Raw genomic sequence first — 13480 nt, 5'->3', positions numbered from 1 at the left:
TCGGTGGCACAAAGTGTCATCAGTGACGCATCGTCCACGTGGTTAACAGCCACGTGCACTCCACATAGTATTCTCCCGCGTAATCTGGAATAGTGAGCGGCACGCACGTACATTCAACTGGTTTTACACATTCATACACGTACGACGATGTAGAAAAGATACTTTCTTCACATGTCGGCCACGTTGTCGTGTCCACTTCTGGATCCACGGGAACAGCAAAAAGCGTTGTGGTCTCCACTCGTGCACTCAAGACCTCCGGAGAGGCAACACATCGCGCACTATCAGGCCCCGGTCAATGGCTCCTTACCCTGCCAACACATCATATTGCTGGTATTCAAGTACTCAGCCGAAGCGCACTAGCCGGACACCGGCCTGTCAGCATGCCCAAACACCACACGTTTTCGGGCACAGAATTTATCCACGCCACCGAGCAACTCAGCGCATCCACAACATACACGTCGCTAGTGCCCACACAATTACACCGGCTGCTTACGCCCAGCCCTGAACAGTCCGAAGCTATTGCAGCGTTACAGTCCTACTCTGCCATTCTGCTCGGTGGAGCAGCAGCATCCACTTCACTCCTCGAGATGGCACACCGCCACAACATTCCCGTCCACACAACCTACGGAATGAGCGAAACCGCAGGCGGCTGCGTCTACTCTGGCACACCACTCGATATCACCCGCGTGCACATCACCGCAGACAATCGCATCCACATTGCCGGACCGATGCTCGCCGACGGGTACCTATCAGCCTCCGACACAACACACACTCCACTATGCACAGCCGTGCACACGCTAGCTGACACCGAAGCCTTCTACACCGACGCCGAAGGCACACGTTGGCATCGCACCAACGACCTCGGCCAATGGAACCCCACCACCCACACACTCGACATACTCGGACGAGCAGACGACATCATCATCAGCGGCGGACTAAAAATCTCCCCCACCATCGTCGAAAACGCGCTCACCGGATCATTCGGCATCATCGAATCCTGCGCCGTCGGCATACCCGACAGCGAATGGGGCCAACGCCTCGTCGCACTTGTCACCACGTGCGCTGACAGCGAGATTGACCCAATAACGCACATACGTGAAGTCCTAACCAGTAACCTAGGTAAAGAGTATGGGCCACGAGAAATACATGTCGTATCCGCCATCCCCACAACCGCAACCGGAAAGCACGACCGAATCGCAGCCACACAACTCGCCACACACTTAAGCACAGCATAGAAAGAGACAATCGATGGCAACCCTTAGCGAATGGATTGAAGGTGCACGACCACGCACCCTCCCCGCAGCCGCCGCACCCGTCTTTGTGGGAGCAGGAGCCGCCGCACACATCGATTCCTTTCACTTCCTGTACGCACTACTCGCCCTACTCGTAGCAGTCGCACTACAAATAGGCGTGAACTACGCAAACGACTACTCAGACGGCGTGCGCGGCACAGACCTAGACCGAGTAGGACCAACACGACTCACAGCTTCAGGCCTCGCCCAACCACGCCACGTCAAATATGCCGCATTCGCTGCATTCGGGGTAAGCGCACTCATCGGCCTCACCCTCGTCGCGCTCACCGGATATTGGTGGCTCCTCGCAGTCGGCGCCCTGTGTATCCTAGCTGGCTGGTACTACACCGGAGGCAAAAACCCTTACGGATATGCCGGACTAGGCGAAGTCGGAGTGTTCATATTCTTCGGCCTCGTCGCAACCATGGGAACCACATATATCCTCGCCGGACGCGTCACCTGGCCGTCACTCCTCGGCGCCATCGGAATCGGCCTCATCGCCTGCGCGATCCTCATGGCCAACAACATCCGCGACATCACAACCGACGTCATCGCCGGAAAACGCACACTCGCAGTTCGAATCGGAGACTTCAAAGCACGCCAACTGTACATCGCAATGATTTGGTTGCCCCTACTGCTCGCAATCGCATGCGCATTCTTTAACCCGTGGGCGCTACTCACCCTCATGCTCGGGCTACCAGCGGTGCTCCTCACCCTACCCATGTTTGCGGGAGCACGCGGAAAACTCCTCATTCCCGTACTCGTAGGCACAGGAATGTACGAACTCGCCTACGGCGCGCTACTTGGAATCGGACTCGCTTTGTGACGACCCCTCGTCGTCATCACGAGAATCATCTGATGACGACAGCGAATCCTCATAATCTGCGTCTGCCATAGCGATCTTGCCAAACTGTTCATGACGTTTGGTCTTGTGCGCTTCGAACTCAGCAGTAACTTCTGCACGCTGCCGCCCCAAAAGCACATACGAAATCAGCATCCCCAGCGTAAACGCAAGAATCCACAACAAAGCGCCACGAGCCACAAACTGAAGACCCACAGCGCACAAAAGAACAATACCGATCCGGTATAACGTGTATTTAAGCAGTGCCACGCCTTAAGAGTAACGGGTTAGGCTTAGAACATGCTTAGAGCGCTCGCTGTTATCTTCTTATTCGCACTCGCGTTGTACTGCATTGCAGATATTCTCTCGAGTGATGAGCAACGCCGCGGTACGGCCCCCAAGTTCATGTGGATACTGATCGTTGCTTTCATTCCGTTGCTCGGCCCCATTATTTGGTTGGTCTTTGTTAACGGACGCAAAAACACGGCATCGTATTCTTCTGGTCCGTCGACTCCCAGCACATATTCGCGTGGCAGGAATAACTTTCAATCATCTGGGCCCGTAGCGCCAGATGACGACCCGGATTTCTTGTGGAAGCTTGCCGCAGAGCAGCGACGCAAACGTGAAGCTGAGGAAAAGCAGCAACAATCAGACAAAGACTCACCTGCTGATAACGAACCAGAAAATCAGGGCGACGACGGAAACTCAACGGATCACGACTCCGATAAGCCCAGCCAAAACTAACGCCTCATGCGTATATGAGTGTGGGACCCAACCAGTATTGGTTGGGTCCCACACTCATATACCTTCGCAAGGTGTGTAAAGCCTAGTGTTTAGAGCCCTGAGTAGGAATGTTTTCCGTTAAACAGAATGTTCACTCCAGTGAAGTTGAACAACACTGTTGCATAACCAATCAGCACAAAATATGCGGCTCGTCGTCCAGACCAGCCACGTGTGGTGCGTGCGTGAAGGTACGCCGCATACACAACCCACACGATGAAGGACCAGACCTCTTTAGGGTCCCAACCCCACGCCCGTCCCCACGCTTCATCAGCCCAAATTGCACCGCCAATAATGGTGAACGTCCACATCACAAAACCCACCGCGTTAATACGGAAACTTAACGCTTCAAGACGTTCAGGTTGTGGAAGAACCTCAAGCCACCGCATGTCGAGCGCTTTCCAAGCAAAACGGTTTGTTTGACGAATCACAACACCTTCACCATGCAAAAGGGTCGAACCGTTGTTACGGGAGTCTCGCAGTAGTTGCAGCAACGACACCACAAAAGCGACCGTCAGCACTCCTGTAGCGCCCACAGCAATACCCACGTGGATGACAAGCCAGAAGTCTTGCAGTGCGGGTTGCACAGAATCAGCGGCAACGTGGAACCCCTGCATGCCCACCATCAGGAAGGTGACGGCAATGAATGTTAAAAAGACGCCAATGTATCGGATCTCTTTAAACAGTTGGATGAGGAGGAACAATCCGATAGCTACGAAGGTTCCCGTGAGTGTGAACTCGTACATGTTTGCCCATGGCACTCGTCCAGCAGCTAGTCCGCGAGTTACCACGGCGATTGCGTGGAACAAGACACCCAAAGTTGTTGTCGCCATGGCGATGCCCAACGCTTTGGTTTGACGTCCCACATATGTGATTGGTGGGGTATCGTCAGGCTCCGCCTCAACAACGCTGCCCGCCGTTACTTCTTCATCGTGGTTGGACGAAGACACGAAAGCATTCATTTTGCTTCGCTTTTTAGCACCGATCTCCTCTGAGATGCGTGCCAAGTCCACCGCGAATAAGACCATTGCGATCGTGTAGGCGCTTATTGCCCCCCACACGAAGTAGTCGCTGATCTCTCCCATTGGTTTTCCCTCTTGTTTGTGTATGAGTACGAACTACACTTCACGACTTGCGAGTCTCGCAGCGCGTTTTTCTTCCGGTGTACGTTCTTGTTTCTTATGGAATATAGCTATGAGTCGATCAATTTCGTTGTGCAGTCCTGAATCGTCTCCACGGGCGAGACCAGCCACTGCAATATCAACTGTTTCACCGCTCTGCGTAACACGCACCCACACCCGACGGCGTGGAGTAAACAACGAGATGGCGAGCCCAGCTAGCGCGACGAGTGACCACACCAGCAGCCACGCAAGCGTCGGGTCGTAGCGTAAATCGAAGGCTGCATATCGAGGTATCTCACTAAATTCAATGGTTCCTCGCCCGCCTGGCAAGTCCAAGGTCTGACCAAGTCCGATAACTAGCGGGTCAGGTTGCTGCGGTGTGCCAGTGATTTTTTCCATGCTGTCAGTGTTCAGCTTGTACACGTTTTGCGGTATCCCCGAATCCAATCCGAGGTTTCCTTCATACAGGTCAAGGATGAGGAAAGGATTCAACGCTTCAGGGTACAAAGAACGCATCTGTCCTTCGGTTAGTTCTGCTGTTGGGAGCAGATAACCAACAAAGCCCAATTGTTCGCCGGTAGATACATCCGGCACTTTAATAACCCCGTTCGAGGTGTATTGGGCATCTTGCGGCAAGAAAGGCACAGCACCGGAAAAAGCTACTTCACCGTTAGCGTCTCTGATTGTGACCACGGGTGCGTGGCCGTTACCCATGAGATACACCTTGGCACCATTTTGCTTCAGTGGCTCATTAACTTTGATGTCCTCTGAACGATGTGTGCCATCCGGTTCGGTCACTGTTACGTGCGCGGTGAAGTCTTGTGCAGCCGAATCAGATGCGCGAAAAACTGATTCGAACGAGTCAAGAGTCATCGTGAAAGGAACCATGCTGTCTTCGTTGAACCATGCTCCGCGTTCAAAAGAGTCATATGACATTTGTGAGTTAGCGAAGCCTCGCCCTTCAATGACGAGGGCTTGACCGCGATATTCAAGGAGCTGTCCTGCACCAAATGATACGAGTATGCCCAGCAGAGCAAGGTGGAAAAGGAGGTTTCCTGTTTCTTTTAGATATCCACGTTCAGCGCTAAGAGTGAAAACGCTTGGGCTTTCTTCGTGGGTGACTGTGCGGTATCGAGGAAGGAACGGCACTCGTCCGCGCATCTGCGTGCGCGCGTTTTCGATGACGTGCTGCGCGTCTGCGTGTTCGAGGTGCGCATGACCTTGCGCTGGAAAACGAGTAAAAACGCGAGGAGTTTTTGGTGGGGCTGAACGCAAGGCCTGCCAGTGGGCTTTGGTCCGCGGAAGAATGCAACCAATCAACGATATGAAAAGCAAAATATATATGGCCGCGAACCATGGTGAAGCGAACACTTCAAAGAACCCAAATTTGTCGAGCCACGGCCCCAGTTTTGGGTTATTTTGCAGGTACTCTGCTACTTTTGCTGGGTCTTGAGCACGCTGCGGGAACATTGAACCTGGCACAGCAGCTATCGCAAGCAGCATGAGCAGCATCAACGCAACCCGCATTGACGTTAGCTGCCGCCAGATAAACCGCAGCATTCCAGCAAACCCTATTTTTGGTGCACGAATACTCTGTGCAGAGTTTTTCTCTGCTGTGGCCTCGCGAAAAATATCTTCTTTGCCTTGAGGCACATACGGGTGTTCGTCTGGCTTTTTTGCCTCGTCGTTTTCCATTAGACCACCGTTCCTGTCAGTCCAATCCACAAGGACATTTTGTTACTCCACGATGCCCACAGCCCGGTCACCAACGCTATTCCAAGAAGAATCAACATTGATCCACCAATGCGCATAATCACAACGCGGTGTTTACGCAAGAACTGTAATGCTTTATGCGATTTGTCGAGACCAAAAGCAATCAGAATGAAAGGCAAACCCAAACCCAAACTATAAGTGGCGGCAAGGATTGCACCACGCGTTGCCGAGCCTTCACTTAACGCTAATGAGTTAATTGCCACAAGAGTTGGACCTAAACATGGCGTCCAACCCAAACCAAACACAAAACCTAGTAAAGGGGCGCCAAGTAGTCCAGCACGCGGCGCAAAATGGATTCGCTTTTCTGTTTGTAACGCTGGAATCGCACCAAGAAAAGCGATACCCATAATGATCACAACGACACCTAGAATGCGCGTGATGGTGTCAGTCCACTGCGCAAAAGCCAAACCGAGTGTTCCAGTAAGAGCCCCCGTTAAAACAAACACTGTGGAAAACCCCAGAACAAACAACATCATTCCGAGGATCACTCTGCTGTGGGAGTGCCGCGCAGTTTTGTTCGAGTCAAAGTGCGGCAGTGACTGCATATTTGAGCCGGCAAGACCGCCAAGGAATCCGATATATCCGGGGACCAGAGGCACCACACACGGCGATGCAAAAGATACGAGTCCTGCAATGAGCGCGATGGGGATAGCTAAAAGCAAAGAACCGCTAAAAGCGGTTTGTGCAAAAAAATCGCCAACATCAGACGCAGCAAAAACAGTTCCAGCGGACGGTTGAGCCGCCACAGTTAATGTGTGAAAGCCACTCATGACGTTAAGCATTTTCAGCAAGCACGTCGTCGATAAGTGTGTTGAGGGTAGATTTCTCCACCTGCCCTAACACGCGTGCTGCGACCCGGCCCTGCTTGTCTAACACAACAGTCGTGGGCACAGCCTTAATTGGCACCACACCAGCAAGTGTTGCGATGGCCTGCCCACTTGTGTCTTGAATCGACGGCCATGTAATACCAAATTCGCGTTCAAATGCGAGTGCCGCCCCAGCTTCGTCTGTGCGGTTTATACCCACAAAGTGAACGCCTTCGCTGTCGCGTTCGGTTGCAATGGCGAGGAGATCTGGGGCTTCTGCCCGACAAGGAGGGCATGCGGCATACCACGTATTGAGTACCACGATTTCGTTGTCGAACTCAGAGGTGTCAACAGGGTTACCTTCAAAGTCTGTGCCTGTGAGCACCACGCTTTCACCGCGTTCGCTCACAGGCCACGTCCGTACTGAACCATCACCAGATTGGTAGCCCTGATCAACGACATCCGTCGAGTTTCCAGATTCTTGCGCACACGCAGTCAGCGTAAAAACAGTGACTGCGGCTATGGCAGCTACACCTATGCGGCGAATAGGACGACGATAGGTTTTTTCACGTGCAACTTTAGAAGTCTGGACGGGGCGCGGGGATGAGAACAGACGAATCACAACCATACTTTCCCTTAATCTGCTGGGAAGATACTGGGAATCTCACGCTCCAGCGACACGTGAAGATTGAGGATACAGATCTGCGACAGGTTCGCTGTAGTCAACGGACACTAATGTGGAACCGTCAAACGTTAAAGAAGTCAAGGACGCTAGGTTGCATTCGCGCTTGCGAGGGTCGTGCCACAACTTTTTTCCTTCAAATGCTGAACGTGCAATCCAGATCGGAAGTTGATGGCTGACGAGCAAAGCCTCATGACCTTCAGCTTGTTGACGCGCGTCTTCTACGGCAGCGTGCATGCGCGCAACTTGTTCTTTATATGGTTCGCCCCACGAAGGTTTAAACGGGTTAACCAGACGAGGCCAGTGTGCTGGGTGACGTAATGAGCCGTCGCCCACACCAAAAGTTTTGCCTTCAAAATAGTTGGCGGATTCAATAAGCCGCTCATCTGTGCCTAGATCTACACCAAAAGCTTGGGCTGACGGTGTCGCTGTTTCTTGTGCGCGCTGCAATGGTGAAGCAATAACGACAGTAATATCGCGTTGCGCTTCTGTCAGATGCTGCGACACCCTCGAAGCCATTTCTTGCCCAAGTTCAGAAAGACGGTATCCCGGTAAACGTCCATACAAAATTTTTTCTGGATTGTGGACTTCGCCATGGCGCATAAGGTGAACGATCGTTGAAGACATGTTTTAAGTGTGTCAAACAATGATGCGTTCAGGCAGGCTCAGCAGAAAAGAACCTACGTGATCTTTATCCAATTTCCAGAAAAGAGGACTACAACACTTCGAATGTGTTTTCTGAATCGCTTGTATCTCGGCCAGCAGCATAGGCTACCCGTCGAAACATAACAGCAAGTAAAGATAATTCTTCTTCAGTTAATACATCGACTAACCTATCGCGCACGGAAGCGACGTGTATGGGTGCAGAGCGCTGGAGAATCGAATATCCGTGCTCTGTCATAACGCAGTCGACACCTCGTCCGTCATTAAGCGCAGGTTTACGCATGACGAGGTTGCGTTTTTCTAGTCGCCGCACAGTGTGTGAAACCCGAGAACGTGATTGCGCTATTTCATCAGCTAACACAGACATTCTCATCGTGTAGTTCTCGCGTTCAGATAACCTCACCAAAATCTCATATTCACTTATGGACAGGTCGCAAAAGGTTTCTAAATCAGCGTTAAGTCCATTCCACAAAATGGCTTGCCCTTCGAGGTAGGCCCGCCAATTGCGCTGCTGCTGCGCTGACAACCACCGATCAAAATCGACGTTTTCGGTCATAATTTCTTACCGCCGTCCACAATCACATAAATAAAAAATACGTTTACGCAGTTCAACTAACCAGAGTGTGCACACATTTTTCAACAAATGCTTTTCATCATTATGTCGCATAAATCTTTGCACGAAGCATTACTGAAGGGACATAACGCCTAAAGTATGAGACACTGCGATATTTGAATATTCATACGTGTGGGTCTACCAGCAGAAACCTCACACAGAAAAATAAACACCACATATTTCCCTACAACATGAGTTGTTCGCCTTCATCAGGTATACATGCCCTGTGACCCCGCAACCGCACCTCGCACGCACGCTCAAGCTCAACGACGCTGTTTTCATCGGCATCGGCTCAATGCTTGGTGCAGGCGTTTTTACCGTATTCACACCCGCAGCACACTATGCCGGACCCTTCCTGCTCATAGCAGTCGCATTAGCCGCAATCGTTGCCCTAACAAATGCCTTATCGACGGCCCAACTCGCCATATCGTACCCGCAAGCTGGCGGCACATACGTGTACGGTCGAAAACTCCTCAACCCCACAACCGGGTTCATCGCCGGTTGGGGCTTCGTCGTTGGAAAAACTGCAAGCACAGCGGCCATCGCGCTCACATTTTCCGCCTATGCCGCGCCACAGGGATATCACAAACTTGTTGCCGTAGCTGCTGTCTGCATAGTAACCATCATCAACATTCGTGGCGTCACACGAACAGCCCGAGCCACAAAAATACTCGTCATACCCGTACTTAGCGTGTTCGCGGTACTCTTCGCGCTTGCCAGCACACAGTGGAACACCGCTCCTCACACAGTTTTTGAAACACCCACAACGCACAGCATCAACATACTCACAGCAACCGGACTGTTGTTCTTTGCCTTCGCCGGATACGCACGCATCGCAACACTCGCCGAAGAAGTCGCTGCCCCGCGCCGCACAATACCCAAAGCAATCATGATCGCGCTGCTCACAGTTTTAAGCATCTATGTCGCGTTAACGTTATGCCTCACGCATTTTCTTCCACACCACACACTCGCCACAGCACATGCACCACTACTCGACCTCGCGCAAGCCCTCAACGCCTCTTGGCTATCTCTACCACTCACTGCAGCAGCAGCCCTTGCCACCCTCGGAGCGCTACTCACCCTGATGAGCGGAATCAGCAGAACCGCCCTAGCGATGGCTCGCGATCGCGAACTCCCCCACACATTTGCTGCACTCACATCACGATGGCAGACCCCCGCGCGTGCAGAAATCTTTATCGCAGCGTGCTCCATCACCCTGATCTTGACCACAGATGTCACGCAAACCATCGGAATATCGTCCATGGGCGTGCTGATCTACTACGCAATAGCCCACCTCAGCGCGTTACAACAACCCCGCGAACAACGCATAATCCCGCGAATAATCTCTGCATGTGGCGGCATAGCCTGCCTCATCCTTGCATTCAGCGTGCCGTTACAGTCCCTTATCTTCGGCGCAACCACCATCATTGCTGGACTCACACTACGAGCACTTATGCGTCACCGATTACGGGCATGAAAAGCCAACATTTGCAGTTCAACACCCAAATCGACAGAACGCACCTCCACCGACGACGGAACCTGCAAAACCACAGGAACAAAGTTCAAAATTTCCCGAACACCCGCACCAACCACAACATCAGCCATTAACTGTGCACTCGACTCCGACGTCGCCAACACAGCAATCGACACCCCATGCTCACGAATAACATCCGCCAACTGATCATCATGAAGCACAGTCAACCCAGCAACCTGTGCGCCAACCCGTGCCGGATCAGTATCAAACAAACCCACCACATCAACCCCACCACGACGAAAAGCCGACGACGAAGCCAACGCACTACCCAAATTACCCACACCGACAATCACATATTTGACACGCTCACGGCTGCCCAAAACCTCACCTAACGCAGCCCGCAACGTCACCAACTCGTAGCCAGAACCACGCACACCACCATGCGCACCAATAAGCGACATATCCTTTCGGAACTGCGCCGAACTCACCCCAGAACGCTCAGCCAAAACCGCTGACGGAGCATGCTCATCACCATGAGAAATAAGGCCACCAATAGCCCTCAAATATTGTGGAACACGCTCCACAGTCGCCAACGGAACAAGCCGCTCATTCACCATGCGGCACAGCCCCAGCATTCACAGCACGCCACAAACGGGCCTCATCAACCCGCCAAAAGCCCTGCTGAACACCATCAACAACGACAACGGGAACATACTCTGAATATTGTTCAACCAATTTCAGATCCTGATCAATATCAATCTCTTCAAAACTCACGCCAGCTTCTGCGCACACCAACGACACCGTCGCTAACGCATCACTGCACAAATGACAGCCCACACGGGTATACACCTGGACGCGAGGCATCCCAAATTCAGAGGTTGGGGAGAACTTTGAGTCGGTCATGGCGATTATTCTATGCCGGACTATTAGACTGGTCGGGTGATTCAGAACCAACCATCCCCACGCGCCCCCCACGAACCAGCGCAACCAGAGACAGGTTCTGCCCCACAAGCTGCCGCATTCTTTGACGTCGACAACACAATCATTCGCGGCGCAAGCGCCTTCCACCTCGCCAAAGCACTCTACAAGCAAGGGTTCTTTCGCACCCGAGACATCATCACGTTCGGTCTAAAACAAACCAAATATGTGCTCTTCGGCGAAAACACCCGAGACATCGACACCCTACGCTCACGGGCCCTCGACCTCATGTCAGGACACTCCGTAGCCGAAGTAATAACTGTTGGCGAAGACGTCTACGACCAAGTCCTCGCCCACCGCATCTACCCAGGCACAAAAACCCTCCTCGACGCCCACATCGCCGCAGGACACCAAGTCTGGCTCGTCACCGCAACACCCATAGAAATCGGCGCACTCATCGCCCGCAGGCTAGGCGCCACCGGAGCGCTCGCCACCATCGCAGAACACGACGCATCGGGATACTACACTGGCCGCCTCGTCGGCGACATGATGCACGGAGCCGCAAAATCACGCGGCGTCCACCACCTGGCAAAAGAACACAACCTCGACCTTGAAGCCTCCTACGCCTACGGTGACTCCACCAACGACATCGCATTACTCAACACTGTCGGCAACCCTTGTGCAATCAACCCCGATGCGCGACTACGCCGGCATGCCCAAGAAGTAGGCTGGCCCATCCGGGAATTTCGAGGAAAACGCCGAGTAGCCAAACGAGGAATCACCACAGCCAGCTGGACCGGACTCATTTGGGTTGTCGCACTCGTCGCAAAACGCACCCTAGCGAAAATTAAACGCTAACCGCGCCTACACTTTCCACTCGCACACCCGCACCCCGCACACAAACAACTCAGGCCCGATCCATTACTGGATCGAGCCTGATAGAAGACTAAAATCAAAAGTCACTTCTTGTTGCGACGCTGGTGACGCGTCTTACGAAGCAGCTTACGGTGCTTCTTTTTTGCCATACGCTTGCGGCGCTTCTTAATGACGGAGCCCATTTCGGTTCCTCACTGTTGTTGTTCTTATCTACGCGTGGAAAAGTCCATCTCCTAGCGTACAGGCAAATCTTGAGTGACCTAAACCAAACGGAAGAAAAAGAAGCGGTAATTCGCCACACAAACCACATCAAATCTCATACGTTAAGTCCACACCAAGATGTGGAAAGACCGCTGAACGCGTGGCACGAATAGCCCGATCAATCTCTGAAGCAGGATCATAACCGCTCTCCCAAGAGGTAAAAGACGCGCTTCCAAGCCCATCAGAAAGAACATCCGGAGGCGTATGGTCAAGATACTCACGCACATGCGCACGCCACCGTTGCGGGGTTTGTGTAGCCGCAGAAAATTCGTTATGAGTCACAATTCCCAACACATGCGTCCACATAATAGGCACCACATCGACAACGGAATACCCGCCGCCACCTAACGCCACCCATTTTCCATCACAATACGTATGCGCAAGTTCATGAATAAGTTGCGCCCCTTGACGTTGAGCATCAACAGAGACACGCAAATCCGACAAGGTATCGAGCGGGTGCGCATCACAACCATGCTGCGACACAATAATCTCAGGACGAAACGCCCGCACCACATCAGGCAAAACAGCATGCAGAGCACGCAACCAGCCATCAGAAGCAGTACGTGCCGGCAACGCGACATTAACAGCCGCACCCAAAGCATTCGCCCCACCAATATCTGTAGGAAAACCTGTACCAGGAAATAAACTGGCCCCACTTTGATGAATCGAAAACGTTAAAACGTTCGGGTCGTCCCAAAAAACGCGTTCAACGCCATCACCATGATGCGCATCGACATCCACATATAAAACCCGAGTAGCCCCAGCCTCCTGCAAACGCCTTATCGCAACTGCGGCATCGTTATAAATACAAAACCCTGCAGCACCATCCGGCATGGCATGATGCATACCACCAGCAAGATTCAACCCATGCTGAGCCTTACCTGACCAGACCTCCATAGCCACATCAACCGTGCTCGCAGTCATACGGGCCGCAGCATCATGCATACCTGGAAAATTTGGGTTGTCTTCTGTACCCAACCCGCGAAGCTCTTGAGGCTCATCGCGTTCAGACGCAGCATGAACCGCAGCAATGTATTCCTTCGTATGCACCAAAGCCAACAGGTCATCACTGGCGCCCTGAGACGACACAACCGAGACATCGTCGTTATCGAGCATTCCCAGCTCTTGAGCGAGCCGCATCGTCAAATCGAGTCGCACCGGTGACATAGGGTGCCCAAACCCAAAGTCATACCCCAACAAGTCTTTAGACCACGACACACACGCACGAAATGACATACTTCAACTTACCGCGACCCACATCACATTCTTCAAATTCGGATCGCTCAGTGGACACCCTTGTAAACAACAATTTCATAAAGAAAAACCCACGAAGCGCCCACTCCCCAACCGAATGTTCAACATACCGCCCAAAAACATGGC

The 13480-nt window shown here is 52.5% G+C and carries 16 protein-coding genes; 5 read left to right on the top strand and 11 right to left on the bottom strand.

The features are described from left to right. Nucleotides 1–92 precede the first annotated feature (92 nt). Together ACR9EC_RS11350 and ACR9EC_RS11345 are read left to right on the top strand one after the other, a co-directional pair. Nucleotides 93–1235 (top strand): AMP-binding protein, encoded by a 1143-nt coding sequence (locus ACR9EC_RS11350; protein WP_435299332.1) that lies wholly within the window; start codon nucleotides 93–95, stop codon nucleotides 1233–1235. A gap of 13 nt (nucleotides 1236–1248) precedes the next feature. Then, nucleotides 1249–2118: a 1,4-dihydroxy-2-naphthoate polyprenyltransferase gene (locus tag ACR9EC_RS11345; RefSeq protein WP_435299331.1), complete on the top strand. Its 870-nt coding sequence runs from the start codon at nucleotides 1249–1251 to the stop codon at nucleotides 2116–2118. On the opposite strand, the gene ACR9EC_RS11340 is transcribed toward ACR9EC_RS11345, so the two are convergent. After that, the gene (locus ACR9EC_RS11340) at nucleotides 2092–2403 is read right to left on the bottom strand and encodes a DUF4229 domain-containing protein (RefSeq protein WP_435299330.1); all 312 of its coding nucleotides are present in this window, start codon (nucleotides 2401–2403) and stop codon (nucleotides 2092–2094) included. The genes ACR9EC_RS11345 and ACR9EC_RS11340 overlap by 27 nt on opposite strands. Nucleotides 2404–2433: 30 nt before the next feature. Here ACR9EC_RS11340 and ACR9EC_RS11335 point away from each other — a divergent pair, with 30 nt between their 5' ends. Beyond that, nucleotides 2434–2877, top strand: coding sequence for a PLD nuclease N-terminal domain-containing protein (locus ACR9EC_RS11335; protein ID WP_435299329.1), 444 nt, complete (start codon nucleotides 2434–2436; stop codon nucleotides 2875–2877). Between the two features lie 89 nt (nucleotides 2878–2966). On the opposite strand, the gene ccsB is transcribed toward ACR9EC_RS11335, so the two are convergent. From ccsB to ACR9EC_RS11305, 6 genes are all read right to left on the bottom strand, one after another. Beyond that, nucleotides 2967–3998 carry a c-type cytochrome biogenesis protein CcsB gene (gene ccsB / locus ACR9EC_RS11330; RefSeq protein ID WP_435299328.1) on the bottom strand — a complete coding sequence of 344 codons (1032 nt, stop codon included), beginning with the start codon at nucleotides 3996–3998 and terminating at the stop codon, nucleotides 2967–2969. A gap of 33 nt (nucleotides 3999–4031) precedes the next feature. Then, nucleotides 4032–5729 (bottom strand): cytochrome c biogenesis protein ResB, encoded by a 1698-nt coding sequence (resB, locus tag ACR9EC_RS11325; RefSeq protein WP_435299327.1) that lies wholly within the window; start codon nucleotides 5727–5729, stop codon nucleotides 4032–4034. Continuing rightward, on the bottom strand, nucleotides 5729–6577 hold the full coding sequence (locus ACR9EC_RS11320) for a cytochrome c biogenesis CcdA family protein (RefSeq protein ID WP_435299326.1): 849 nt from the start codon (nucleotides 6575–6577) through the stop codon (nucleotides 5729–5731). The genes resB and ACR9EC_RS11320 overlap by 1 nt, the downstream gene beginning before the upstream one ends. 4 nt (nucleotides 6578–6581) lie before the next feature. Next, nucleotides 6582–7235 (bottom strand): TlpA family protein disulfide reductase, encoded by a 654-nt coding sequence (locus ACR9EC_RS11315; RefSeq protein ID WP_435299325.1) that lies wholly within the window; start codon nucleotides 7233–7235, stop codon nucleotides 6582–6584. A 42-nt stretch (nucleotides 7236–7277) separates the two neighbouring features. After that, the gene (locus ACR9EC_RS11310) at nucleotides 7278–7922 is read right to left on the bottom strand and encodes a histidine phosphatase family protein (RefSeq protein ID WP_435299324.1); all 645 of its coding nucleotides are present in this window, start codon (nucleotides 7920–7922) and stop codon (nucleotides 7278–7280) included. A gap of 88 nt (nucleotides 7923–8010) precedes the next feature. Then, on the bottom strand, nucleotides 8011–8514 hold the full coding sequence (locus ACR9EC_RS11305; RefSeq protein WP_435299323.1) for a MarR family winged helix-turn-helix transcriptional regulator: 504 nt from the start codon (nucleotides 8512–8514) through the stop codon (nucleotides 8011–8013). Between the two features lie 283 nt (nucleotides 8515–8797). On the opposite strand from ACR9EC_RS11305, the gene ACR9EC_RS11300 reads away from it, so the two are divergent. After that, a complete protein-coding gene (locus ACR9EC_RS11300; protein WP_435299322.1) occupies nucleotides 8798–10048 on the top strand; it encodes an APC family permease in 1251 nt (416 codons plus the stop codon). On the opposite strand, the gene ACR9EC_RS11295 is transcribed toward ACR9EC_RS11300, so the two are convergent. Together ACR9EC_RS11295 and ACR9EC_RS11290 are read right to left on the bottom strand one after the other, a co-directional pair. Continuing rightward, on the bottom strand, nucleotides 10030–10662 hold the full coding sequence (locus ACR9EC_RS11295) for a redox-sensing transcriptional repressor Rex (protein WP_435299321.1): 633 nt from the start codon (nucleotides 10660–10662) through the stop codon (nucleotides 10030–10032). The genes ACR9EC_RS11300 and ACR9EC_RS11295 overlap by 19 nt on opposite strands. Continuing rightward, nucleotides 10652–10948 carry a glutaredoxin family protein gene (locus ACR9EC_RS11290; protein WP_435299320.1) on the bottom strand — a complete coding sequence of 99 codons (297 nt, stop codon included), beginning with the start codon at nucleotides 10946–10948 and terminating at the stop codon, nucleotides 10652–10654. The genes ACR9EC_RS11295 and ACR9EC_RS11290 overlap by 11 nt, the downstream gene beginning before the upstream one ends. A 36-nt stretch (nucleotides 10949–10984) precedes the next feature. On the opposite strand from ACR9EC_RS11290, the gene ACR9EC_RS11285 reads away from it, so the two are divergent. Then, a complete protein-coding gene (locus ACR9EC_RS11285; protein WP_435299319.1) occupies nucleotides 10985–11821 on the top strand; it encodes an HAD family hydrolase in 837 nt (278 codons plus the stop codon). A 101-nt stretch (nucleotides 11822–11922) separates the two neighbouring features. Here the strand turns inward: ACR9EC_RS11285 and ACR9EC_RS11280 are convergent, their stop codons facing one another. Beyond that, a complete protein-coding gene (locus tag ACR9EC_RS11280; RefSeq protein WP_003792170.1) occupies nucleotides 11923–12021 on the bottom strand; it encodes a 30S ribosomal protein bS22 in 99 nt (32 codons plus the stop codon). Nucleotides 12022–12148: 127 nt separating this feature from the next. Then, complete coding sequence (locus ACR9EC_RS11275) at nucleotides 12149–13336, bottom strand: acetoin utilization protein AcuC (RefSeq protein WP_435299318.1); 1188 nt, start codon at nucleotides 13334–13336, stop codon at nucleotides 12149–12151. Between the last annotated feature and the right edge of the window lie 144 nt (nucleotides 13337–13480).

This window comes from Timonella sp. A28 (assembly GCF_051200815.1).
In the GTDB taxonomy this organism is placed as follows: Bacteria; Actinomycetota; Actinomycetes; order Actinomycetales; family Cellulomonadaceae; genus Timonella.
The sequence above is the reverse complement of the archived record's forward strand: the minus strand, read 5'-3'. Positions and strand labels throughout refer to the sequence as shown.